We start from the raw sequence: 24,830 nt of genomic DNA, 5'->3' as shown, positions 1-24,830 counted from the left end.
GACGCGGTGAGCTTTGGCGGCGTCGTCAGCGGCAGCGGGGCGGTGGCGCAGAACGGCGCGGGCACGACCACGCTGACCGGCACGAACAGCTACACGGGCGGCACGACGATCACCGCGGGCACGCTGCAACTGGGCAACGGCGGCACCACCGGCTCGATCGTCGGCAACGTGGTAGACAACGGCACGCTGTTGTTCAACCGTTCCGACGCCTTGACCCTCGCAGGCTCGATCGGGGGCGGTGGCGCCCTCCAGCAGATCGGTACGGGCTCCACGCTGCTCACGGGCGACAGCAGCGCTTTCACCGGCGCCACGGCGGTCACCAACGGCACGCTGCTGGTCAACGGCACCCTGGGTTCGGCGGCGAGCACCCTGTCCGTGTCTTCCGGCGGCACGCTCGGCGGCCACGGCACCATCGGAGGCAATGTGAGCATCGCCGATGGCGTGCTGTCCCCCGGCGCCTCCCCCGGCACCCTCACCATCGGCGGCAATCTCGCTTTCACCAGCGCCTCGATCCTGAACTACGAGTTCGGGCAGGCCGGCACGGCCGGCGGCACGCTCAACGACCTCACGGTGGTCGGCGGCAACCTCACGCTCGACGGCACGCTCAACGTCACCGTTCCCACAGGCGGCAGCTTTGGTGCGGGTGTCTATCGCGTCTTCAACTACAGCGGTACGTTGACCGACAACGGTCTCGCGCTCGGCACGATGCCGGCCGGCAGCGCCACCTTCGTGCAGACCGGGTTCGCGGGCCAAGTCAACCTGGTCAACACGGCGGGCGTGACATTCAACTACTGGGACGGCACCGGACCCAAGTTCGACGGCGTGATCAATGGCGGCAGCGGAATCTGGCAGGCTGCGGGAGGCAACGACAACTGGACCGATTCGACCGGCGCGCTCAATGCCGCGTACACGGATGGCGCCTTTTCGGTCTTCGCCGGTGCGGCCGGCACGGTGACCGTGGACACCAGCCTCGGCGCGGTCACGTCGTCGGGCATGCAGTTCGCGGTCAACGGGTACGTGGTGCAGGGCGGCCCGATCACCTTGCTCGCAGGCGGCAACACCTTGCGCGTGGGCGACGGGACCGGTGCGGGCGCCGGCTACGTGGCCACCATCGCCTCGGCGCTGGACGGCACCGGCGGCGTGGTCAAGACCGACCTCGGCACGCTGGTGCTGACGGGCGCGAACGGCTATACGGGCGGCACGACGATCTCCGCGGGCACGCTGCAGATCGGCAATGGCGGCACCAGCGGTTCGATCGTGGGCGACGTCGTGGACAACGGCGGCCTGGCCTTCAATCGCTCGGACACGGTGAGCTTCGCGGGGACGATCGGCGGCACCGGTAGCGTCGCGCAGATCGGCACCGGCACCACTGTGCTGACCGCCGACAACACCTACAGCGGCGGCACGACCATTTCCGCGGGCACGCTGCAGATCGGCAATGGCGGCACCACCGGTTCGATCGCCGGCGACGTGGTCGACAACGGCACGCTGGCGTTCAATCGTTCCGACGCGGTGAGCTTTGGCGGCGTCGTCAGCGGCAGCGGGGTGGTGGCGCAAAACGGCGCGGGCACGACCACGCTGACCGGCGCGAACAGCTACACGGGCGGCACCACGATCACCGCGGGCACGCTGCAACTGGGCAACGGCGGCACCACCGGCTCGATCGTCGGCAACGTGGTCGACAACGGCACGCTGTTGTTCAACCGTTCCGACGCCTTGACCCTCGCCGGGGCGATCAGCGGCACGGGCGCGGTGAATCAGATCGGCGGCGGGACCACGGTGCTGACGGGCACGAACAGCTACACGGGCGGCACCACGATCACCAGCGGCACCTTGCAGCTCGGCGCCGGCGGCGCCACGGGCTCGATCGCCGGCGACGTGGCGAACAGCGGCACGCTGGTGTTCGACCGGTCGGACGTCGCGAGCTTCGGCGGCCTCATCAGCGGCACCGGGGCGGTCACGCAAGCCGGCGCGGGAACGACCGTGCTGACGGCCGCCAACACCTACGGCAGCGGCACCACGATCACGGCGGGCACGCTGCAACTCGGCGCCGGCGGCACCACGGGTTCGATCGTCGGCAACGTGGTGGACAACGGCACGCTGGCATTCAACCGTTCCGATGCGGTGACCTTCGGCAGCATCATCAGCGGCAGCGGCGCGGTCTCGCAGATCGGCGCAGGCGTGACCACGCTGACGGGCACGAACACCTACACGGGCGGCACCACGATCACGGCCGGCACCTTGCAGCTCGGCGCCGGCGGCACCACGGGCTCGATCGTTGGCAACGTGGTCGACAACAGCATGCTGGCGTTCAACCGATCCGACGCGGTGAGCTTTGGCGGCGTCGTCAGCGGCAGCGGGGCGGTGGCGCAGAACGGCGCGGGCACGACCACGCTGACCGGCACGAACAGCTACACGGGCGGCACGACGATCACCGCGGGCACGCTGCAACTGGGCAACGGCGGCAGCACCGGCTCGATCGTCGGCAACGTAGTCGACAACGGCACGCTGTTGTTCAACCGTTCCGACGCCTTGACCCTCGCAGGCTCGATCGGGGGCGGTGGCGCCCTCCAGCAAATCGGCACCGGCACCACGCTGCTCACGGGCGACAGCAGCGCCTTCACTGGCGCCACGGCGGTCACCAACGGCACGCTGCGAGTGAACGGCACCCTGGGCTCGGCGGCGAGCACCCTGTCCGTGTCTTCCGGCGGAACGATCGCCGGCCACGGCACGATCGGCGGCGGCGTGGCCATCGCCGACGGCGTGCTGTCGCCCGGCGGCTCCGTCGGCACGCTGACCATCGGCGGCAACCTGTCCCTCGCCAGCGCCTCGGTCCTGAACTACGAGTTCGGCCAGGCCGGCGTGCCCGGCGGCACGCTGAACGATCTCACCATCGTCGGCGGCAACCTGACGCTCGACGGCACGCTGAACGTTTCAGCCGCAGGCGCCGGCAGCTTCGGCCCGGGGATCTACCGCGTCATCAGCTACGGCGGCACGCTGACCGACAACGGCCTGGTCCTCGGCACGGTGCCGGCGGGCAGCGTCGATATCGTCCAGACCGGCTTCGCGGGCCAGGTCAACCTGGTCAACACTGCCGGCCTGACACTCAACTATTGGGACGGCACCGGACCCAAGTTCGACGGCGTGGTCAACGGTGGCAGCGGCGTCTGGCAGGCAGGGGCCGGCAACGACAACTGGACCGAATCCAGCGGCACGATCAACGCAGGCTTCTCGAACGGCGCCTTCGCCGTTTTCGGCGGCACGCCGGGTACGGTGACGGTGGACACCAGCCTCGGCGCCGTCACCTCGTCGGGCATGCAATTCGCGGCCAACGGGTACGTGGTGCAGGGCGGTCCGATCACGCTGCAGCCCGGCACCCAGGTCTTCCGTGTCGGGGACGGCACTTCGGCGGGGGCCGCCTATGTGGCCGAGATCGACGCCGAGCTGACCGGCACCGGCGGCCTGAACAAGATCGATCTGGGCACCCTGGTGCTGTCCGGCGCCAACACCTACACCGGCGGCACGACGATCACGACAGGCACCCTGCAGCTCGGCAATGGAGGCACCGCCGGCGCCATCCTGGGCGACGTGGTCAATCAGGGCCGGCTGGTCTTCAATCGCTCGGACACCATGGTCTTCGGCGGCGAGATCAGCGGGAGCGGCGGGGTGGTGCAGGCCGGGCCCGGCACCACTGTGCTGACCGCCGACAACAGCTACCTTGGCGGCACGACGATTGCCGCCGGCACGCTGCAACTGGGCAACAACGGCGCCACGGGCTCGATCCTCGGGGACGTCGCGAACAACGGCTCGCTGGCCTTCAAGCACGCGAACGACATCACCTTCGACGGCGTGATCAGCGGCAGCGGCTCGGTGGTGCAGGCCGGCAACAACGTGACCACGCTGACGCGCGCAAACACCTATTCGGGCGGCACGCTCATCTCGGCGGGCACGCTGGCCGGCTCGGCGGCGAGCTTCGGCAGCGGGCCGATCCAGAACAACGCCGCGCTGATCATCGACCAGCCGGTCGACGCCAGCTTCACCAACGCCATCAACGGCCCGGGCACCTTCGCCAAGTTCGGGGCGGGCGCGCTCGATCTCAGGGGCGTCAGCGGGCTGACCGGCCCGACGACCGTGGCGGGCGGACTGCTCGCAGTCAACGGCTCACTGGCCAACTCGGCGGTGCAGGTGCTGGCCGACGCAACGCTGGGCGGAAACGGCGCGGTCGGCAGCACCGTGATTCGCGCGGGCGGCAAGATCACGCCCGGCAACTCCATCGGCGCGCTCACGATCAACGGCAACTTCACGCAGGCGGCCGGCTCCACCTACCGCGTGGAAGTGAATCCGGGCAGCACCGCCTCCGACCTCGTGAAGGTCAACGGCACGGCGACGCTGGAGAACAATCCCTTCCTCTACGTCGTCAAGGTCAGTCCCGGCGAGTACTCGTTGAATTCGCACTACACCGTGCTCACCGCCACGGGTGGCGTGACCGGCACCTACGCCCTGACCGGCGACACCACCGGCGCTTTCTACAGCCTGGTCGACTCCTACGATGCCAACAACGTCTACCTCACGCCGGTGCAGATGCGAACCTTCCCCAGCGCGGCACTGACGCGCAACGAAATCGCCACCGCTTTCGCGCTGCAAAGTCTGCCCGACGGCAATGCACTGAAAGATGCGGTGGGGCTGCTTGCCAACGATATACAGGCGCGCRATGCCTTCAACAAGCTGTCCGGGGAACCCCACGCCTCGGCCAAGACGCAGATGGTCGAGGACAGCCGCTTCGTGCGCGAGGCGGCGACGGACCGCACGCGCCAGGCGCTGTGCGCGGTCGGCGGCGCCGACTCGCGCATCAGCACCCAGGCCGGCGGCGCGGGCGCCACGCCGTTCGCCGATTCGGAATGCAACCCGGCGCGCCCGGTGGTCTGGGCCCGGGCCTTCGGCTCCTGGGGCAGCACCGACGGGGACGGCAATGCCGCCAAGCTGAGCCGTTCGATCGGCGGCCTGTTCGCCGGTACCGACGCGCGGGTGTTCGAAAACTGGCGCCTGGGCGTGATGGCGGGCTACAGCCGCTCGAGCTTCGACGTGGACGATCGCCATTCTTCGGGCACCAGCGACAACTACGACCTCGGTGTGTACGGCGGCACGCAGTGGGGCGCTCTTGGCCTGCGCTTGGGCGCGGCCTACACCTGGCACAGCCTGGACACCCGCCGCTCGGTTGTCTTCCCCGGCTATGCAGACCAACTCAACGGCGGCTACGACGCCAGCACCGCCCAGGCCTTCGGCGAACTGGGCTGGCGCATTGATGCCGGTCAGGTCCAGCTCGAACCGTTCGCGAGTCTGGCCTACGTGAGGCAATCGACCGACGGCTTCTCGGAGCGCGGGGGTCTCGCCGCCCTGACCGGACGCAGCGACGACACCAGCACCACTTTCTCGACGCTGGGTCTACGCGCCGCATCCACCTTCGCGATGGCCGACATCGACTGGACCGCCCGGGGCATGCTGGGCTGGCGCCACGCCTTCGGCGGCACGGTGCCGACCAGCGCGCTGTCGTTCAACGGCTCAAGCGCGTTCGTTGTGGCGGGCGTGCCGATTGCGAAGGACGCGGCCGTGCTCGAACTCGGCGTCGATGCGCCGATCGCCCGGAATRCACTCGCCACCTTGTCCTATGTGGGGCAGGTGGGCAGCGGCAAGCGGGACAACGGCATCCGCGCCAGTCTGAGCTGGAAGTTCTGAGGCGGCAGTCATGTGCATGGACTCGCGGCCGTGGCGCTACAGTCGGCGTTCGCCCCGTTCTTCGAAGAGTCCCCGTGAACCCCCTCCGAAGCCTCGGCCTCGTCCTGATCTTGGCGGGCCTCCTGGCGCTCGCCCTCGGCCACGTCAGCTTCACCCGGTCAACCCACCAGATCAAGATCGGGCCGGTCGCTGGAACCCGTCCTCGAACGCGTCGCGCAGAAACTGCACGAACGCGGTGACGGCCAGCGGTACATGGCTCGCATAGGGGCGGATCGCGTAGAGATGCTCGGCGAAGGTCCCGACCGGCGCCCATCGCGGCAGCACCCTGACCAGGCGGCCGGTCTTCAGGGCCGCCTGGGCGCTGAAGTCGGGCAGCAGCGCGATGCCCAGTCCCGCCAGCGCGGCATCGCGCAAGGCTTCGCTGTTGTTGGCCGCGAAAGGTCCGGCGATCGGCACCGTGACGCGCTCTGAAGCGCCGCGCCGTTCAGACTGGAAGGTCCAGGTCGGGACGTCATGCGCACGCGGGTAGTAGAGGCAGTCGTGCGCGCCCAGGTCGGCGGGCTCGGCTGGCGCGGTGCGGTGCCGCAGGTAGGCCCGGCTGGCGACGAGCACCGATCTCGTCTCGCAGAGCTTCCAGGCGACATGGGTGTCGGGCACCGCCGCGGCATGCCGGATCGCAAGGTCGAAGCCTTCCATGGCCAGCGAGCTGAGCCGATCGGAGAGGTCGAGCTCCAGCCGCACTTGCGGATTCGCGCGCAGGAAGCCCGCGATGCGCGGCACGAGCTGCTGGCGCGCCAGAGCGACCGGCGCCGTCACGCGCAGCAGCCCGCGCGGCGACCCCGCCAGGTCGCGCACGCTGGCGAAGGTGTGGGCGATGCGCTCATAGGGCTCGCGGGTCTCGTCGGCGAGGCGCTGCCCGGCTTCGGTGAGCCGCACGCTGCGTGTCGTCCGGCGCACCAGCGCCATGCCGGCGGCGCGTTCGAGTTCGGCGATGTTGTGGCTCACGGAGGCCTTGCTCACGCCCAGGCGCGCCGCGGCGGCGGTATAGCTGCCTTGCTGGCCCAGGACGACGAGCCAGTGCAGATGGGTCCAGAGCGATTCGACGTTTCGGTCATCCATGGCGCCTATTGTTCATTAAATTGAACAATGAATTCAGGTCTCGAGCCTTGGCAGAGGCGTTCGGCGTTCCTAGACTGCGGCCATCACCTTGTTCCCAACCCACCTCACCGGCAGACCATGACAGTCCAAACCCGCGCTCCCGCCGCCATCGCCCACTTCATCGCAGGCCACCCTGCCGCCGGCGCTTCGTCCCGGTCGCAGGATGTCTTCAATCCCGCGACAGGGCGGGTGACCGGCAGCGTGGCCCTGGCCAACCGCACCGACGTGGATGCCGCGGTGGCGGCCGCGCAGGCCGCCTTCCCGGCCTGGGCCGACACGCCGCCGATCCGGCGCGCCCGCGTGATGTTCAAGTTCCTCGAGCTGCTGAACAAGCACAAGGACGAGCTGGCCCACCTGATCACCGCCGAGCACGGCAAGGTCTTCACCGACGCCCAGGGCGAGGTCACGCGCGGCATCGACATCGTCGAATTCGCCTGCGGCATCCCGCAGCTGCTCAAGGGCGACTTCACCGACCAGGTCTCCACCGGCATCGACAACTGGACCCTGCGCCAGCCGCTCGGCGTGGTGGCCGGCATCACGCCCTTCAACTTCCCGGTGATGGTGCCGATGTGGATGTTCCCGGTGGCCATCGCCGCGGGCAACACCTTCGTGCTCAAGCCCAGCCCGACCGACCCGAGCGCGTCGCTGCGCATGGCCGAACTGCTCAAGGAGGCCGGCCTGCCCGACGGCGTCTTCAACGTCGTGCAGGGCGACAAGGAGGCGGTCGACGCGCTGATCGAGCACCCCGACGTGAAGGCGATCAGCTTCGTCGGCTCGACCCCGATCGCCAACTACATCTATGAAACCGGAGCGCGCCATGGCAAGCGCGTGCAGGCGCTCGGCGGCGCCAAGAACCACATGGTGGTGATGCCCGATGCCGACATCGAGCAGACCGTGGACGCGCTGATCGGTTCGGGCTACGGCTCGGCCGGCGAGCGTTGCATGGCGATCTCGGTGGCGGTGCTGGTGGGCGACGTGGCCGACAAGGTGATGCCGCTGCTGACTGAGCGCGCCAAGTCCCTCAAGGTGCTCAACGGCACCAACCTGGCCGCCGAGATGGGTCCGATCGTCACGCGTGCGGCGCATGAGCGGATCACCGGCTACATCGCCCAGGGCGTGAAGGAAGGCGCCAAGCTGGTCGTCGACGGCCGCGATTTCGACCCCTCGGTCACGGGCGAAGGCTGCGGCGACGGCTTCTGGATGGGCGGCACGCTGTTCGACCACGTGACCCCCGAGATGCGCATCTACAAGGAAGAGATCTTCGGGCCGGTGCTGTCCTGCGTGCGGGTGCACGACCTGAAGGAGGCGGTGGATCTGATCAACGCGCACGAGTTCGGCAACGGCGTTTCCTGCTTCACGCGCGACGGCAACGTGGCGCGCGAGTTCAGCCGGCGCATCCAGGTCGGGATGGTGGGCATCAACGTGCCGATCCCGGTGCCGATGGCCTGGCACGGCTTCGGCGGCTGGAAGAAGAGCCTGTTCGGCGACATGCACGCCTACGGCGAGGAAGGCGTGCGCTTCTACACCAAGCAGAAGTCGATCATGCAGMGCTGGCCCGAGAGCATCGGCAAGGGCGCCGAGTTCGTCATGCCGACGGCCAAGTAGCGGACGTCCTCCGGCCGGCGGTGGCGCGCGCCCGCCGGCACCCTGCTTCTTGCGATGGACCGTCAGGTCGGCCTTGGGGCGCGCGGCACCAAGGATCTGTGGCATTCGACCACCGCTCTTGATGTGCGTCAAACTTCCGGGATGTCCGGATGTGCTTCACTGTCACGTTCTTGAGGTTCAAGAAGAATCGGAGTTCGCCGCGCCGGGACCGGCGCTCTCCAGGAGCAGTCGATGACCCCTGATGCCTTTGTCCATGTTCCCGGCTTGCGCGGGCGGATCACGTCACCCGAGCGATCCGGGCTGCGCGCCACGCCGGCGGTCATGGCAGCCTGGGATGCGCGCGCGCGCGGTCTTGGCCGGCCGGCCAACTGGCGCTGGACCGACGAGGCGCTGGAAGCATCGCGGCGCGAGGTCATCGGCGCGACGGTCGGCGCCCGCGACCTCTGGGTCTACGGCTACGGATCGCTGATGTGGGATCCGGCGTTCCGATTCGCCGAGATCCGGCTGGCGACGCTGGCCGGTCATCGGCGGCGCTTCAGCATCCGGGCGACGATCGGCCGCGGCTCGCCCGAGTACCCCGGACTGATGCTGTCGCTGGAACCCGGCGATGGCGACTGCCAGGGACTGGCCTTCCGCATCGACGCGGCATGCGCCGACGCCGAGTCGGCGATCCTGTGGCGGCGCGAGATGATCCGCGGCGGCTACGCGCCGGCGCTGCTGCCGGTGCAGACGCCGCAGGGCACGGTCACGGCGCTGGTGTTCGCGGCGAACGCCCAGCACCCCGACCACGTCGGCGAATGCCCGCTGGAGCAGACCGCTGCATGCATCGCCCGGGGTACAGGCGTGCTGGGCACCAATCGCGACTACCTCGAACAACTGGCGGCGCAGCTGCAGGCGCTGGCGATCGAGGACCCGTACGTCGGGACGCTGCTGCAACAGGTGCGTGCGGCTGTCGAGAGTTGAGCCGCCGGCTCCGATGCCGAGAGTTCCCGCCTACGTCGGCCACTGGAAGCGCATCGCCTCGATGAAGCGCTTCAGCTTCGGCGGCTGGAGCCGCGCTTGCGGATAGACCAGGTGCACCGGCAGGGCGGCAGCCTGCCATTCGGGTGCCAGCTGGACCAGGCGGCCTTGCGCCAGGTCCTCGGCCAGCAGCCAGGTCGACCCCACGCACACGCCCATGCCCATCACGGCGGCACTGCGCAAGGCGTAGAGGCTGTCGGTGCTCAGGCGCGGGCGCAGGGCCACGCGGCAGCTCTCGCCGCTGCGCACGTGCGACAGCAGGATCTCGGTGCGGTAGAAGGTGCGCAGCGCGAGCCAGGGTAGCCCCGCGAGCTCGCGGGCATGCGTCGGCGCGGCCGAGCCCTGCAGCACCGAGGGCGCGGCGACCACGATGCGGGGCACTTCGCTGAGCTTGATGGCGACAACACCCAGGTCGTTCACTTCGCCGACCTGGATCGCGCAGTCGACGCCCTCGGCAATGAAGTCGGGCCGCCGGTCGTGCAGCAGCCATTCGACGCTGACCCGCGGATAGCGGCGGATGTAGTCGGCCAGCGGCCCGACCAGCAACTGCTGGCCGAAGGCGTGCGGCGCCACCACGCGCAGCATGCCTTCGGGATCGTCCTCGTCGCCCCGCAGGTCCGACTCGAACGCCTGCCAGCTCTCGATCAGCTCCCTGGCGCGCTCGACGCAGCGCTCGCCGTCCTCGGTCAGCTTCATCGCGTGCGTGGAGCGGCGCAGCAGCCGCACCCCGAGCAGGCGCTCGAGTGCCTGCAACCGGCGACTGACCGTGGGCTGCGTGGTCCGCATCTGCGCCGCCGCGGCCGACAGGCTCCCTGCCTCGACGATCTGCACGAAGGTCTTCATCAGCTCGATGCGGTCGGATGGCGCGGCGATGGACGTGGGGCGTGCGGGCGGTGGCATGGCTGGAGAAGTATTGTTGTATGCGTGAATCGTATAACTGTTGTGCGCTCGCRGCGGCTACCAAAGGAATTCGATGGCATTCAAACTCCAGTTCATCCAAGAAATAAAGGGTTTTCACCATGTCTTCCATTCAAGCAGTGCATGCCGGCGCGGCCCGCGACGTCCTTCAGGCGCCCGGGCAAGTGCCGGCTTCGCTGGTCCTGCTGCTGGCCACCGGCGCCGGACTCGCGGTGGCGTCGATCTACTACAGCCAGCCGATGCTCGGCGTGCTGGGCGCCGACATCGGCGCCTCGACCCGCGCGGTCGGCTTCGTGCCGACGCTGACGCAACTGGGCTATGCGCTCGGCATCCTGCTGCTGGCGCCGCTCGGCGACCGCTTCGACCGCCGCCGCATCATCCTCGCGAAGGCGGCGGCGCTGTGCGCGGCCCTGCTGCTGGCAGGTGCCGCGCCGGGCATCGGGCTGTTGCTGGTGGCCAGCCTGGCGATCGGCCTGGCCGCCACCCTGGCACAGGACATCGTTCCCGCCGCCGCCACGCTGGCACCCGAGTCGCATCGCGGCAAGGTGGTCGGCATGGTGATGACGGGGCTGCTGCTGGGCATCCTGCTGTCGCGCGTGGTGAGCGGCTTCGTGGCCGAGAACTTCGGCTGGCGCGCGATGTTCGTGGTGGCGGCGGCCAGCATCGCGCTGATCGGTGCTGCGGCCTGGCGCGGCCTGCCCCGCTTCCGGCCCACCACGCACCTGGCCTATGGCGCGTTGCTGGGCTCGCTGGCCGCGCTGTGGCGGCGCCATGGCGCGCTGCGTCGGGCGACGCTGGCGCAGGGCCTGCTGGCGATCGGCTTCAGCGCCTTCTGGTCGACCCTGGCCGTGATGCTGCACGGCGCGCCCTTCCATCTCGGCAGTGCCGCGGCCGGTGCCTTCGGGCTGGCCGGCGCCGCCGGTGCGCTGGCCGCGCCGCTGGCCGGTCGATTGGCCGACAGCCGCGGGCCCGAACTTGTGACCCGCCTCGGCGCCGGGCTGGTCGTGCTGTCGTTCGCGGCCATGGCGCTGATGCCGCTGCTGTCGTCCCACGCCCAGCTGTGGCTGCTGGCCGCCAGCGCGATCGGCTTCGACCTCGGCGTGCAGGCCACGCTGATCGCGCACCAGACCATCGTCTACGGCATCGAGCCCGCGGCGCGCAGCCGGCTCAACGCGGTGCTGTTCACGGGCATGTTCATCGGCATGGCCGCGGGATCCGCCCTGGCGGCGCTGCTGCTGCCGTCCTGGGGCTGGATGGGCGTGACCGCGCTGGCGACGGCATCGGGCGTGGGCGCGCTGGCGGTGCGCCTGTTTCCCCGGCGGCTGCGCTGGCCGCCTGCCGTTGCTAACATCGTCGGCCATGCCAAACACCACGCCCGCACTGGCCCCGCTTCGAGATTTCGTGTCGGCACTGACGGCACTGCTCGAACAGCAGCCCGAGGAGCCTCGCATCCTGCGCGAGGGCGGCTTGCTGCTCGCTCGTCTCGTCGCCACCGACGACTGGCTGCCGCCCGAATATGCATGCCCCCATCCGCAGTACTACCAGCAGTACCTGTTGCACCTGGACGCGGCCGAACGCTTCTCGGTGGTGTCCTTCGTCTGGGGCCCGGGCCAGGCGACGCCGGTGCACGACCACACGGTATGGGGGCTCGTGGGCATGCTGCGAGGTGCGGAGAATGCGCAGTCCTACGCGATGCAGGACGGAGTTCCGGCGCCGCAGGGCGAGCCTGTTCGGCTCGTGCCGGGCCAGGTGGAAGCCGTCTCGCCCACGGTCGGAGATATCCATCGCGTGAGCAACGCTTTCGATGACCGGGTGTCGGTCAGCGTGCACGTCTATGGCGGCAACATCGGCACCATTCAGCGCAGCGTGTTCACCGGCGACGGGCAGCGCAAGCCCTTCGTCTCCGGCTACGCGAATGCGGGCGTTGCCAACCTGCTGGATCGCTGAGGCGGGAGGCCGGTGGCCGGCCGGCCCGATCAGGCCCCGGTCGCGAAGCCGGTGTCGAAGGTCGGGCGCACATCCAGCGGCTGCCTGATCAGGCCCACCTGATGATAGAAGTCCGCGGTGCGCTGCTGGTCGGCGATCACCTGCGCGTCGATGGGCACCCACCGCTGCTGGCGGCGCTCGAACTGGAGCTTCGCGGCCTCGGGCGGGATGCCGATGATCTTCGCGAGCGTGGCCGAGAAGGCGTCGACATGACGGTACGACCAGGCCTGGGCCTTCACCACGCGCTGCAGGAAGTCCTGCAGCACCGGCCGCTTGGCGGCGATCGCCTCGTCGGTTGCGGCCAGGTAGCTCAGGCCGGGCAGCAGGCCCCGTCCGCTCACCAGCACGCGCGCATGCCGGCTGGTTTCCGCCAGCGCGGTGTACGGCTCCCAGGTGGCCCAGGCATCGACCGAGCCCTGCGTCAAGGCCAGCTTGGCATCGGCGGGTGCGAGGAAGCGCAGGGTCACGTCTTCCGGGCGGAGGCCGGCGGCGGTGATGGCCTTGAGCGTGACGAAGTGGCCGATCGAGCCGCGGTTGGTGGCGATGCTCCTGCCCTTGAGATCGGCCGCCGTCTTCAGCGGCGAATCGGGCCGCACCAGCACGGCCGTGCCGTAGGCGTCGGAGCGGTTGGCACCGATGGCCTTGACGCGCGTGCCCGCCGCGAGGGCGAAGACCAGCGGCGCATCGCCGATCGGGCCCGAGTCGACGGCCCCGGCATTGAGCGCCTCGGCCAAGGGCGCTGCGGCGGGGAACTCCGACCACTGGATGTCGTAGCCCAGGCCTTCCAGTTCGCCCGCGGCTTCGAGCAGCGCACGCAGTCCGCCCTTCTGGTCGCCGGCCTTGAGCACGGGGCGCGTTTGCGCATGCAGGAAGGGGGTCGGCAAGGCGATCGCCGCGGCGCCGGCGAGCGTGCGGGCCACGAATTGGCGGCGCGAGGAGTGTGTCATCAGAGAGATCCTTGAGAGTTGGAAATAGCGAGCGGCTTCAGTGAACGAAGCCGCCCTTGAGGAAGCGCACCGGCTCGGCATCCATGCGCGCGATCAGCGCGCCGAGGCCGTCGGCGCGCGGCGTGTCGTCCTTTGTGCGTTGCGCGCCGGTGTCGGTGCGGCACAGAAGGTCGTCTTCCGACCAGCCGGCTTCGCCCGGCGCGCTGCGCGCGCGCAGCCAGCCATCGCGGTCCGCGAGCAGTTGCGTGCCGTCCATCGAGTCGGTGCCGGCGATCAGTGCGAACGCATCCCACGCGGCGGATGATTCGACGATGCACCCGGCCGAGCGCGTCGATGTGCCTTCGTGGGTGGGCTGGAGGCGGACGGTGACCAGGCGCGGGTCCTCGAGGGGATCGGCCCCCGCGCCGGCCGCGACGATGCGCACCCGCTGTCCGCGCCAGCTCGCGAGCCGGCGCGGTTCGCGCCCCTCGCACCGCACCTCGGCATCCGGAAAGCCGATCGGCTGGCGCCAGGCGCCGGTGGCACGCAGGCCCTGGCCCGCGCCCTGGGCCTTCATGAAGTCGATCAGCGCCCAGGCGTCGCCGTCCGTCAACTGCGCGAAGGCCGGCATGGTCGTGCGGCCGTGCCGATCGGTCGTGCCATGGCGCACGTGCCACAGCAGGTCGCCGTCGGCGCGCCGCCACAGCAGGGGCCCGGCGAGGTCCGGGGGCCACACCGGCTGCGCGGCGGCGAGGGCACCCTGGCCTCGCCCGTCGAGCCCATGGCAGCCCGCGCAATGCGCCGCGTAGAGCGTGCGCCCGCGCGCGATGGACTCGGCGCTGAAGCCCGTGGGCGAGCGATGAAAGCTCGTCGGGTAGGCGGGCACCAGCACCACCTGCGCGGCCGGCCACGGCGCGAGAACCAGCAGCAGCGGCACCACCGCAACCAGAATCCAGCGCCGGCGCCGCCAGAAGCACGCGATCGCGACGATCAGCACGGCCAGCGCGAGCACCGCCAGTGTCAATGCCAGCCGCCGCGCCTGCCCGAGATCGATCAGCAGGTTCTCGCCCGACAGGCGCAGCGCCCACGGCCAGGCCGGCTGGCCGTGGCTGCTGCCGGCGACGCCGAGCCCGGCGAGCAGGCGCAGCAGCCCCGACTGCGCCCCCTCCAGCAGTCCGATCAGCGGATTCAGCCATTCGACACCCGCTGCGCTCATCGCTCGATCCGGGCGCCAGCCCCACCTACCATGTGGCGTCGAGTCCGAGCTGGCGCAGCGCCTCGTGCCGGAGCTCCGCCAGTCGCGGATGGCCGCGATGCCGGGGGTAGGGCAGGTCGACCACCAGTTCCGCGCTGATGCGTGCCGGCCGGTCGCTCAGCACGACCACGCGGTTGGCCAGGAACAGGGCCTCCTCGACGTCGTGCGTGACCAGCAGCGCCGAGAAGCCGGCGCGCTGCCACAGGCTCACCAGCTCGCTCTGCATGGCGATCCGCGTCAGCGAATCGAGCTTGCCCAGCGGCTCGTCGAGCACCAGCAGCCGCGGGTCGTTGACCAGCGCCCGGGCCAGCGCGACGCGCTGCGCCATGCCGCCCGACAGCTGGTGCGGGAAGCTCTTCGCGAAGTCGCCGAGGCCGACCCGCCGGAGCGCGTCGTCGACGCGCGAGCGCTGCGTCTTCAGCAGCCCGCGCGCCTGCGGGCCCAGCGCGACGTTGTCCCAGACGCTGCGCCAGGGATAGAGCGTCGGGTCCTGGAAGACGACGATGCGCGAAGGGTCGGGCCGCGTGATGGGCTCGCCGTCCTGCGAGATCGTGCCGGCGGTCGCGGGCTCGAGCCCGGCCACCAGCCGCAGCAGGGTCGACTTGCCGCAGCCGCTCGGCCCCAGCAGCGCGACGAACTCGCCCGGGCGCACATCGAGGTCGATGCCGTCGAGCACCTGCAGCACGCCGGTCGGCAGCTTGAACCAGTGGCTGACGTTCCGGATGGCGATCCCGGCGCCGGCGTTCGCGGTCGGCGGGGGTGCCGCGGCGCTCGTCGTTGCTACCATTTGACCGTCCCCTTCTGCCACGAGAGCGCACGGTCGCGCACCGCGAAGAGCAGCGTGATCAGCCCCGAGCACAGCACGGCCATCACCAGCAGCGCCGCGTACATGTTGGCGTAGGCGGCCCAGCCCTGGGCCCATTGCAGGTACCAGCCGAGGCCGGCCTTGACGCCCATCATCTCGGCCGTGACCAGCACCGAGAACGATGCGCCCAGCCCCATGAAGAGGCCGACGAAGACCTGAGGCAATGCCGCCGGAACCGCGACGCGCAGCACCAGGAACCATTCCGGCGCACCGAGCGTGCGCGCCACGTCGTAGTAGTTCTTGTTGACCGATGCCACGCCCGACCAGCTCAGCACCGCCACCGGGAAGAAGGTCGCGAGCGCGACCAGGAACACCGCGGCGGCGTAGCTCGAGGGCGCGAAGAAGAAGGCCAGCGGGAGCAGCGCCGACGCCGGCACCGGCCCGAGGAAGCGCAGCAGCGGATGCACCCAGTAGCCCGCGATGCGCGACCAGCCGATCCACACGCCGGTGGCGAAGCCGACCAGCGCGCCGAGCACGAAGCCGTGCGCCAGCAGCCGCAGCGAATGCGCGGTCGACAGGCCGAGCCGGCGCCAGTCCTCGATGGCGACGTCGAGCAGGCTTTGCGGCGGCGCGAAGAAGGGCGGCGGCAGCAGGCCGAGCTTGGCCGTGAGCACCTCCCACAGCGCGAGCAAGACCGGTGCGGCGACGAGCCACTGGCCGGCCGGGCGCAGCTTGCGGCCGATCGGCCCGGCGCGGGCGCCGAGCAGCACCACCGCCAGCAGCCCCGCCGCGACCCCGATGGCGGCGAGCCCGAACTCGCGCGTGAAATTCCAGTCGCTGAAGCCGACTTCGCGATTGGGCCAATAGACAGTCAGCACACCGAGTGCCAGCCAGGCGGCTGCCGCGACGATGCCGGTGCGCCAGACGCCGGAGACGGCGGGCTCGGGCAGCACGGCCGGCGTGGCGTCGGTCTGCGCGCCCCGTCGGGCGTGCACGCGTGACGGCGCAGACGGAGGCCGCGGTGCGTCGAGGATGTTTGCGGCCGTCGTCATGCCAGCACGTCCACCGACACGTGGTTGGCGAGCCGCGCCGGATCGGTGCTCTGCTTCAGCACGCCGACCGAGCGGAAATCGCGGGCATAGAACTCGACCTCGTCGCGCAGCTTCCTGCCGACCGGGTGATGGGCGTGCGTCAGCGTGCCGAGCAGCGCCTGCAAGTCCTCGACCGGCACCTTGGGCGAGTACTTCGCAAACAGCCCGGCCGATTCGTTGGGGTTCTCGGCCACGAAGTCCGAGGCCTGCACGATAGCGCGCACCAGCGCCGCCACCACCGGCTTCTCCTTGCGCACCAGTTCGCCGCGCGCGCCGACGATGCAGCAGACCTTGTCCTTGTATTCGCCCGAGAGGTTCGTGGCCAGTTCCTGGTAGCGCCCCTTGTTGCGCTTCTCGATCAGGTAGAGCGTCGGGTCGCCATCCGCGATCGCCTGGATCTCGCCCTTGTTGACCGCGATGTCGAGCAGGTCGGCCGGGTACTGGCGCCAGCTGACGTCGCGGTCGGCGTCGATGCCGTTCTTCTTGAGCAGGATCGAGAAGAAGTTCTTGCCCGGGCTCGCGATGTCCGACACGCCGATGGTCTTGCCCCTGAGCTTTTGCAGGTCGGTCACGCCGGCTTCCTTGACGCCGACCAGCCGCACGCAGCCGCCGTGCGAGCTGCCGACGATCTTGACGTCGAAGCCCGATTCGAGCGGCTTGAGCCAGCGGTGGATCATGCCCACCGCCGCGTCGGCCTTTTCCGTCGCGAGCGACTCGAGCAGCTGGTCGGTCGATCCGGTGTAGTTGATCAGCTCGACCTGCAGGCCGTTCTTCTCGAAGATGCCGCGCTCTTGCGCCACCACCACCGGCGAGAGGCAGAAGGCGGATGCGTTCCATGCAAAGCTCAGCTTGCGCTGCTGCGACCAGGCGCGCGTGGCGATCAGGCCGCTGGAGGCGATGACCGCGGCGGCGCCGCCGGCACGCAGCACGCCGCGGCGCGAAAGGGAGGTGTGTTTCATGGCGGGGAGGGACTCTCTGGTTCAGTCAAGCAGTTCGGGCTCGGCCTCGACCAGCCCTTCGTAAAGGCTCTCGAAGGCATGCAGCGCGCCCTCGGGCCCGCCGATCTGCCCGTGCGTGTGGCGTGCGACAGCCTCGGCGATCGGCTGCGGCTTGCCGGCGGCTTCGGCCAGCAGCTGGGTGTGGCAGGCGTTGTCGAGCGCGATGTACCACCAGGCCGCGGCCTCCACGCTGGGGCCCGCGCTCAGGATGCCGTGGTTCTTGAGGATCGCGCCCTTGCGGTCGCCCAGCGCCCTGGCGATGCGCAGGCCCTCGCTTTCGTCCACCACCATGCCGGTGAAGTCGTCGAACAGCGCATGGTCGTCGTGGAACACGCAGGCGTCCTGCGTGAGCGTGTCGAGCTTTCGGCCCAGCGTCGACCAGGCCTTGCCGTAGGTCGAGTGCGTGTGCGCGGCGGCGACGATCTTCGGGTTGTACGCGTGGATCGCGGCATGGATCGCGAAGGCCGCCTTGTTGAGCGGACGCTCGCCGATCACGGTCTCGCCCCTGGCGTTGACCAGCAGCAGGTCCGACACCTTGATGCGCGAGAAATGCACGCCCAGCGGATTGACCCAGAAGTGATCGAGCAGCTCGGGGTCGCGCGCCGTGATGTGGCCGGCCAGGCCCTGCGCGAAGCCGAAGCGCGCGAACAGGCGGAAGGCGCCGGCCAGCCGCTCCTGCCGATGCCGGCGCTCGGCCTCGACGCTGGCGCGCGGTGCGGGTGGGTCGAACCAGTACTTCTGCTGCGGGTTCGGGTTGAGGGCGAGGCGGGTGCGGGGGCGCTCCCCGCCGCGGGCGATGTCGAATACGGCGCTCATTCTGATCCTTCGGGCACGGGGGTGCATCGAGCGCTCAGGCCGCCTGGCGCTGCGCGGACAGGCGCTGCGCCACCCGTTCGCGCGTGCGCGGGATCAACTCGCGCCCGTAGTCGATGGCGTCCTCGAGCGGATCGAAGCCGCGGATCAGGAAGGTCGTCACGCCGAGCGCGTGGTAGTCGAGCAGGGCGTCGGCCACCTGCTCGGGCGTGCCGACCAGCGCGGTGCTGTTCGAGCGGCCGCCGATCTCCTGGGCCACGGCGGTCCAGAGGCGCTTGTCGAGCCGCGTGCCTTTCTCGGCCGCCGCCAGCAGGCGCTTCGCGCCCTCGCTCTGCAGCGGACCGCCGCGGCCGAAGCCCTGCACCACGCGCAGGCGCCGGGTCTCGGCCAGGATGTGGTCGGCCCGTTCCCAGGCCTTCGCCTCGGTGTCGGCGAGGATCGGACGGAACGAGACCGAGAAGCGCAGGCTGCGCCCGTGCTTCGCGGCTTCGGCGCGCACGCGCCCGGTGAGTTCGCGCGCCTGGGCCAGCGATTCGCCCCACAGCGCATAGACGTCCGCATGCTTTCCGGCGACCGGGATCGCGGCTTCGGAAGCGCCGCCGAAGTAGACCGGCACATGCGGCCGGCCGTTCAGCGACTGCAGCGGCTTCACTTCCGAGAAGGCATCCTTGAACCGGTAGTGGGCGCCTTCGTGGTCGAAGGGCTTGTCCAGGGTCCACACCTTGCGCAGCACGTCGAGGTACTCGTCGGTGCGGGCGTAGCGCTGGTCGTGGTCGAGCCAGTCGCCGTCGCGCTTCTGTTCCTCGTCGGAGCCGCCGGAGATGTAGTGCACGCCGAGCCGGCCGCCGCTGAACTGGTCGAGCGAGGCGAACTGCCGCGCGGCCAGCGTCGGCGCGACGAAGCCGGGCCGGTGCGCCAGCATGAAGTGGATGCGCTCGGTGACCGACGCGGCGTAGGCCACGGTCAGCGTGGCATCGGGGCTGGTCGAATGGTGAGGCACCAGCACGCGGTCGAAGCCGGCCTGTTCATGGGCCTGCGCGAAGGCGCGCACGTAGTCTCGGTCGATCGCGGTGCCGCGCGCGGGGTGGATCTCCGAGACCTTCCGGGCCTGGATCATGCCGATGAATTCGATGTCGCTCATGAGGGTGTCCTTGCTTGCAATGAAAAGGTGAAAGTGAAAAGGAAGGGGATCAGGCCGGGTTGCCGCGCGACAGCGCGGCGCCGAAGCTGCGGTCCCACAGCGGGGCGACGTCGGCCGGGCCGTCGAGCACGCCGAGCTTCAGGAAGGTGTCGGCCACTTCCTGGTGGCTGCGCAGCACGCCCTGGGTGACGGGGCCGAGCGCGTAGTCGTTGCTGCGGCCGTTGAACAGTTCGATCAGGTCGCCCACCGGCACCCGCGTCTCGGCCGATTGCGCCTTGGCGTAGTCCAGGTAGTTGTCGTTGGCCCATGCGTAGGCGCGCTGCAGCCGCAGCAGGAAGTCCGTGATCGCGGCGTGGCGCAACGGGTCGTCCACCGCGCGCGGATTGGCATAGACCGGGAAGTTGCCCGAGAGATAGCCCTTGCCGGTCTTGATCGTTCGCGCGCCGTACTGCGTGCGCGCGAGCTGGCCGTTGTAGCCGTAGATCGCCCAGGCGTCGAGATCGCCGCGTGCGAAGGCCGAGAGGCCATCGGCCGGACTCAGGTTGATGGGCTGGATGTCGTTGAACGAGAGCCCGACTTCCGCGAGCTGCTTGCTCAGGTAGTAGTGGGCGGTGGTGGCCCGCACGTAGCCCACGCGCTTGCCCTTGAAGTCGGCGATGGAGCGGATCGGCGCGTCCTTGCGCGCCAGTGTGGCCTGGTTGTTCAGGTCTTCGTGGATCACGGCGATGAAGCGCACCTTGGCCTTCTGCCGCGCCGCGAAGGTGGCCGGGATCTCGCTGCCCGAGCCCAGGTCCAGCGCGTCGCCCTGGATGGCCTCGATGTGCAGCACGCCGTTGTTCAGTTCGCGCCAGTCGACCTTGTAGGGCGTTCGGCCCTGGCCCGAGGCCTCGATCAGCGGCCGCCAGAGGCCCTTGTAGGTGCCGATGCGCAGCGTCAGGCCGGACAGGTCGGCGGCTGTGGGCGCCGCGGCGCTGGCCTTCGGGCCGAGGGCGCCGAGGCCGGCGGCCGCTGCGGCCGACTGCAGCCAGCGGCGGCGCGACCATGCGCTCGGCGCTGCGTTGCTGGATCGAGATGTCATGGGCTGGCGTCTTTCGTGTGGTGCGGGAGAAGCGTGACCGTACTGCGCATGCCGGCCGGGGCGAACGCAGGATTTCGAGTTTGCATATGCGGCTTGCGTTGTTTCGCGCACGCCGGGTGGCGGCTAAGGTTCGGCCCCATGAGTTCCCAAGTCCTGCGCCGCCTGCCGGTGCCACCCCACGAAGACGATGCGCTGCTCGAGCGCCTGTCGGCGCGCTTTGCCGAGACCGCGGCCGACCATGACCGAAGCGGCGCCTTCCCGCGCGGCAATTTCATGGCGCTGCACGATCACGGGCTGATCGCGCTGGTCGCGCCGCGCGCCTGCGGCGGCGGCGGCGCATCGCTCGAGGACGCGCGCCGCGTGCTCGCCGCGGTGGCCTACGGCGAGCCGGCGACCGCGCTGATCCTCGCCATGACCTGGCTGCAGCACCACGCGATCGGCCGCACCGACAGCCGCTGGCCCGCCCGCTTGCGCGAGCGCGTGCTGGGCGACGCGGTGCGCGACGGCGCCCTGATCAACGCGTTGCGCGTGGAGCCGGCGCTCGGATCGCCGGCCCGCGGCGGCCTGCCGGCCACGACCGCGCGCCGCGACGGCGAGCGCTGGACGCTCTGCGGCCACAAGCTCTACACGACCGGCATCGAGGGGCTGCGCTGGCTGTCGGTGTGGGGCCGCACGGACGAGCCCGAGCCGCGCGTCGGCGTCTTCCTGGTTCCGCGCGACGCAGCGGGCGTTCGCGTGGTGGCGAGCTGGGACCACCTGGGCCTGCGCGCATCGGGCAGCCACGAGGTGATCTTCGAGGACGTCGCCCTTCCGCTCGACCATGCGGTCGACCTGCGCGCCCCGGCCGATTGGGCACCGGACGCCGGCAGCCAGACCGACGTCGATGCCCATGCGACGCAGCAGGCCTGGATGGTGGTGCTGCTGGGCACGCTCTACGACGCGGTCGCGCGGGCGGCGCGCGACTGGCTGCTCGGCTTCCTCAACCGGCGCGCGCCGAGCGGCCTGGGCGCGGCGCTCGCCAGCCTGCCGCGCGTCCAGGAGACGGTCGGCGAGATCGAGGCCTTGCTGCGCAGCAACCGCGTGTCGCTCGACCATGCGGTGGCGCGGGTCGATGCCGGCCAGGCGCCTTCGTCGACAGAGAGCGGGCTGCTGAAGTACAGCGTCACGAACCAGGCGATCCGCGCCGTCGAACTGGCGCTGCAACTGAGCGGCAACCACGGCCTCGCGCGCCAGAACCCCCTGGAGCGCCACTATCGCGACGTGCTGTGCAGCCGCATCCACACGCCGCAGAACGATGCGGTGCGGGTGGCTGCGGGCCGGGAGGCGCTGGCCGCCGCGTTGGCGCGATACTCCGGGGCCGATTCGACGACCCTTGAACGACCATGACCGCCACCCTTGCCGAGACTCGCAGCCCGCGCGCGGAAGACGCCGGCTTTCCGATCCTTTCCGTCGCCTCGGTGCGCGCGAAGCTCATCGCCCGCGAGGAGATCGCGCTGCTCGACGTGCGCGAGGAAGATCCTTTCGCGCAGGCCCACCCGCTGTGGGCCGCGAACCTTCCGCTGTCGCGGATCGAGCTCGATGCCTGGCGCCGCATTCCGCGCCGCGACACGCGGGTCGTGGTCTACGGTGCGCACGATGGCGTCGACCTCGCGCCGCGCGCCGCGCGCCGGCTGGCCGCGATGGGCTACACCCGCGTGCACCTGCTCGAGGGCGGACTCGAGGGCTGGCGCGGCGCCGGCGGCGAGCTGTTCCGGGACGTCAACGTGCCGAGCAAGGCTTTCGGCGAACTGGTCGAGCACGAGCGGCACACGCCCTCGCTGTCGGCGCAGGAGGTCAAGGCATTGATCGACGCCCGCGCCGACGTGGTGGTGGTCGACGCGCGCCGCTTCGACGAGTACCAGACGATGAGCATCCCGACCGCGACCAGCGTGCCCGGCGCGGAGCTGGTCTTGCGCGTGCGCGAACTCGCCCCCGACCCCGCCACGCGGGTGATCGTCAACTGCGCGGGCCGCACGCGCAGCATCATCGGCACCCAGTCGCTCGTGAATGCAGGTCTGCCCAATCCGGTCGCGGCGCTGCGCAACGGGACCATCGGCTGGAAGCTCGCCGGGCAGGTGCTGGACCACGGTGCGTCGCGCGCGGCGCCCGCACCGGGCGAAGCCCATCGCGCCATTGCACAGGCGCGCGTAGCCGAAGTCGCCCGGCGTGCCGGCGTGCGGTGGATCGTCTTCGATGCGCTGGCGACCCTCGAAGCGCCGGACCGCACTGTCTACCGCTTCGATGTCCGGACGCCGGAAGAATACGAGGCCGGGCACCTGCCGGGCTTCGCCAGTGCGCCCGGCGGCCAGCTGGTGCAGGAGACCGACCACCATGTGCCAGTGCGAGGCGCGCGCATCGTGCTGGCCGACGCCGATGGCGTGCGGGCGCCGATGACCGCCTCCTGGCTGGCGCAGATGGGCTGGGAGGTCTATGTGCTCGAGGCGCAGGCCGAGGCGGCGCGCAGCGTCCGCGGCATCGCGCCGCCGCTGCATCCGGAGCCGCCTCCGGTGGCCGAAATCCCGGCGGACGAACTCGCGAAGGCGCTCGGCGCCGCGCCGGAACAGACCGTGGTCATCGACGTCACGACCGGCGTCAACCATGCGAAGCGGCATATTCCTGGCGCCTGGTTCGCCATTCGGGCGCAGCTCGCGCAGGCGCTCGATGCCATCCCGTCGGCGCGGCGCTATGTGCTGACCTGCGGCAGCAGCCTGCTCGCGCGCTTCGCCGCCGCCGACCTGCGCGCGCTGCTCGACGCCCGCCGCAGCGATGCCGAGGTGCTGGTGCTCACGGGCGGCAATGCCGCATGGTTTGCCGCCGGCCTGCCGGCCGAGACCGGCTGGCACCATGTCGCGACCCCGCCGACCGACCGCTACCGCCGACCCTATGAAGGCACCGATGCGCCGGCCGAGGCGATGCAGGGCTACCTCGATTGGGAGTTCGGCCTGGTGGCGCAGCTGGCGGCCGACGGAACGCACGGCTTCCGGGTGATCTGAATCGGCCGGCCGGGCATTCGAATTGCATGGCCGGGCGGAGTCACCGAAGATGGCGCCACCATGACCAATTCACCACCTGCCTCCCTGGATACGCCCGTCAAGGAAGGCGTGGCGAGCCAGCGCCACGCGAAGACCGACGATGTCATCGCGATCGCCTCCGCGACGCTCATGATTTCCCTGGCACTGACGCTCTACCAGAGCGCGGGCTTGCTGACGGGCGGGGTGTCCGGGATGGCCTTCCTCGTCCACTATGCGAGCGGCGTCGATTTCGGCAGCGCCTTCTTCCTCCTCAACCTGCCTTTCTACTGGCTGGCCGTGCGCCGGCTGGGATGGGCGTTCGCCGGCAAGACCTTTGCCGCCGTCGCCGTGCTCTCGCTGCTCACCAACCTGGCGCCGTCCATGCTCGCGGTCCAGTCCGTGCATCCCGCCTATGCGGCCGTGGTGGGGGGTGTGCTGCTCGGCACGGGTTTCCTGGTGCTGTTCCGCCACAAGGCGAGCCTCGGAGGCATCGGTATTCTTGCGGCCTACCTGCAGGAGCGACACGGCTGGCGGGCCGGCTATGTGCAGATGGCGACCGACTGCGTCATCGTGGCGACCGCCTTGCTGTTCGTCGAGCCGTCGCGCATCGCCTGGTCGATCCTGAGCGCGGTGGTGGTCAACCTGATCCTTGCGCTGAACCACAAGCCGGGTCGCTACAACGGTTTCTGAATCCGGCGTGGGGCCGGGCCGTCCTCCGGTCGCGACGGCCATCCAACCCGGCGAACACCGTCCTCTTCCATTTCCTGAACCCCTGGCATCAACGACATGAGCAACATCACGATCTATCACAACCCCGCGTGCGGCACCTCGAGAAACGTGCTGGCGCTGATCCGCAACACGGGCCAGGAGCCCACGATCATCGAGTACCTGAAGAACCCGCCCGATCGCGCCACGCTCGAGCAGCTGATCGCCGCCATGGGCATCCCGGTGCGCGAGCTGCTGCGCCGGAAGGGCACGCCCTACGAAGAGCTCGGGCTGGGCGACCCGAAGTGGTCCGACGCGCAATTGATCGACTTCATGCTGGCGCACCCGATCCTGATCAACCGGCCGATCGTGGCGACGCCGCTGGCCACACGGCTGTGCCGGCCCTCCGAAGCGGTGCTCGACATCCTGCCGCGCCCGCAACAGGGCGCCTTCGCCAAGGAGGATGGGGAGGCCGTGGTCGATGCGAACGGCGGGCGTATCGTCAAGCCCTGATGTCCCCGCGCGCGACTGCGCCTGCGGACGCGGCC

General features: G+C 70.2%; 18 protein-coding genes and 1 pseudogene. 9 read left to right on the top strand and 10 right to left on the bottom strand.

What is annotated here, in order from left to right; translation table 11 throughout:
- Positions 1 to 5,733: autotransporter-associated beta strand repeat-containing protein (locus tag AC1D2E_RS20575; RefSeq protein WP_478199115.1), on the top strand; the 5,733-nt coding region annotated here is incomplete at its 5' end.
- A gap of 171 nt (positions 5,734 to 5,904) precedes the next feature.
- Here the strand turns inward: AC1D2E_RS20575 and AC1D2E_RS20570 are convergent.
- Complete coding sequence (locus AC1D2E_RS20570) at positions 5,905 to 6,852, bottom strand: LysR family transcriptional regulator (protein WP_478199114.1); 948 nt, start codon at positions 6,850 to 6,852, stop codon at positions 5,905 to 5,907.
- 117 nt (positions 6,853 to 6,969) lie between these two features.
- Between AC1D2E_RS20570 and AC1D2E_RS20565 the strand changes: the two genes are divergently transcribed.
- Positions 6,970 to 8,496, top strand: a complete 1,527-nt coding sequence (locus AC1D2E_RS20565) for a CoA-acylating methylmalonate-semialdehyde dehydrogenase (RefSeq protein ID WP_478199113.1) — start codon at positions 6,970 to 6,972, stop codon at positions 8,494 to 8,496.
- Positions 8,497 to 8,727: 231 nt separating this feature from the next.
- The gene (locus AC1D2E_RS20560; RefSeq protein ID WP_478199112.1) at positions 8,728 to 9,459 is read left to right on the top strand and encodes a gamma-glutamylcyclotransferase; all 732 of its coding nucleotides are present in this window, start codon (positions 8,728 to 8,730) and stop codon (positions 9,457 to 9,459) included.
- Between the two features lie 30 nt (positions 9,460 to 9,489).
- On the opposite strand, the gene AC1D2E_RS20555 is transcribed toward AC1D2E_RS20560, so the two are convergent.
- Positions 9,490 to 10,416, bottom strand: a complete 927-nt coding sequence (locus AC1D2E_RS20555) for a LysR family transcriptional regulator (RefSeq protein WP_478199111.1) — start codon at positions 10,414 to 10,416, stop codon at positions 9,490 to 9,492.
- A gap of 119 nt (positions 10,417 to 10,535) precedes the next feature.
- Between AC1D2E_RS20555 and AC1D2E_RS20550 the strand changes: the two are divergent.
- Both AC1D2E_RS20550 and AC1D2E_RS20545 read left to right on the top strand, forming a co-directional pair.
- Positions 10,536 to 11,750: pseudogene (locus AC1D2E_RS20550) on the top strand (MFS transporter); the annotation flags it as partial.
- A gap of 43 nt (positions 11,751 to 11,793) precedes the next feature.
- The gene (locus tag AC1D2E_RS20545; protein WP_478199116.1) at positions 11,794 to 12,381 is read left to right on the top strand and encodes a cysteine dioxygenase family protein; all 588 of its coding nucleotides are present in this window, start codon (positions 11,794 to 11,796) and stop codon (positions 12,379 to 12,381) included.
- A gap of 29 nt (positions 12,382 to 12,410) precedes the next feature.
- On the opposite strand, the gene AC1D2E_RS20540 is transcribed toward AC1D2E_RS20545, so the two are convergent.
- From AC1D2E_RS20540 to AC1D2E_RS20505, 8 genes are read right to left on the bottom strand one after another with little or no spacing between them, the layout of a single operon-like run.
- Positions 12,411 to 13,367: an ABC transporter substrate-binding protein gene (locus AC1D2E_RS20540; RefSeq protein ID WP_478199110.1), complete on the bottom strand. Its 957-nt coding sequence runs from the start codon at positions 13,365 to 13,367 to the stop codon at positions 12,411 to 12,413.
- A 37-nt stretch (positions 13,368 to 13,404) separates the two neighbouring features.
- Complete coding sequence (locus AC1D2E_RS20535) at positions 13,405 to 14,562, bottom strand: c-type cytochrome (protein ID WP_478199109.1); 1,158 nt, start codon at positions 14,560 to 14,562, stop codon at positions 13,405 to 13,407.
- A gap of 25 nt (positions 14,563 to 14,587) precedes the next feature.
- Positions 14,588 to 15,388: an ABC transporter ATP-binding protein gene (locus AC1D2E_RS20530; RefSeq protein WP_478199108.1), complete on the bottom strand. Its 801-nt coding sequence runs from the start codon at positions 15,386 to 15,388 to the stop codon at positions 14,588 to 14,590.
- A complete protein-coding gene (locus tag AC1D2E_RS20525; protein WP_478199107.1) occupies positions 15,382 to 16,458 on the bottom strand; it encodes an ABC transporter permease in 1,077 nt (358 codons plus the stop codon). Before AC1D2E_RS20525 ends, AC1D2E_RS20530 begins: the two co-directional genes overlap by 7 nt.
- Complete coding sequence (locus AC1D2E_RS20520; protein ID WP_478199106.1) at positions 16,455 to 17,456, bottom strand: ABC transporter substrate-binding protein; 1,002 nt, start codon at positions 17,454 to 17,456, stop codon at positions 16,455 to 16,457. Before AC1D2E_RS20520 ends, AC1D2E_RS20525 begins: the two co-directional genes overlap by 4 nt.
- A gap of 21 nt (positions 17,457 to 17,477) precedes the next feature.
- Positions 17,478 to 18,311 carry a class II aldolase/adducin family protein gene (locus AC1D2E_RS20515; RefSeq protein WP_478199105.1) on the bottom strand — a complete coding sequence of 278 codons (834 nt, stop codon included), beginning with the start codon at positions 18,309 to 18,311 and terminating at the stop codon, positions 17,478 to 17,480.
- Positions 18,312 to 18,345: 34 nt separating this feature from the next.
- Positions 18,346 to 19,449 carry an LLM class flavin-dependent oxidoreductase gene (locus AC1D2E_RS20510; RefSeq protein ID WP_478199104.1) on the bottom strand — a complete coding sequence of 368 codons (1,104 nt, stop codon included), beginning with the start codon at positions 19,447 to 19,449 and terminating at the stop codon, positions 18,346 to 18,348.
- A 49-nt stretch (positions 19,450 to 19,498) separates the two neighbouring features.
- Positions 19,499 to 20,527, bottom strand: coding sequence for an ABC transporter substrate-binding protein (locus tag AC1D2E_RS20505; protein ID WP_478199103.1), 1,029 nt, complete (start codon positions 20,525 to 20,527; stop codon positions 19,499 to 19,501).
- A 138-nt stretch (positions 20,528 to 20,665) separates the two neighbouring features.
- On the opposite strand from AC1D2E_RS20505, the gene AC1D2E_RS20500 reads away from it, so the two are divergent.
- The 4 genes from AC1D2E_RS20500 to arsC all read left to right on the top strand — a co-directional run bounded on the left by AC1D2E_RS20500 (position 20,666) and on the right by arsC (position 24,795).
- Complete coding sequence (locus AC1D2E_RS20500) at positions 20,666 to 21,913, top strand: acyl-CoA dehydrogenase family protein (RefSeq protein WP_478199102.1); 1,248 nt, start codon at positions 20,666 to 20,668, stop codon at positions 21,911 to 21,913.
- Complete coding sequence (locus AC1D2E_RS20495; RefSeq protein WP_478199101.1) at positions 21,910 to 23,559, top strand: rhodanese homology domain-containing protein; 1,650 nt, start codon at positions 21,910 to 21,912, stop codon at positions 23,557 to 23,559. Before AC1D2E_RS20500 ends, AC1D2E_RS20495 begins: the two co-directional genes overlap by 4 nt.
- Before the next feature lie 60 nt (positions 23,560 to 23,619).
- Complete coding sequence (locus tag AC1D2E_RS20490) at positions 23,620 to 24,267, top strand: YitT family protein (RefSeq protein ID WP_478199100.1); 648 nt, start codon at positions 23,620 to 23,622, stop codon at positions 24,265 to 24,267.
- A gap of 96 nt (positions 24,268 to 24,363) precedes the next feature.
- Positions 24,364 to 24,795, top strand: coding sequence for an arsenate reductase (glutaredoxin) (gene arsC, locus AC1D2E_RS20485; protein WP_478199099.1), 432 nt, complete (start codon positions 24,364 to 24,366; stop codon positions 24,793 to 24,795).
- Positions 24,796 to 24,830 lie beyond the last annotated feature (35 nt).

The organism is Variovorax sp. P1_H2, from assembly GCF_056405295.1.
This window is presented reverse-complemented; position numbering and strand designations above follow the sequence as displayed.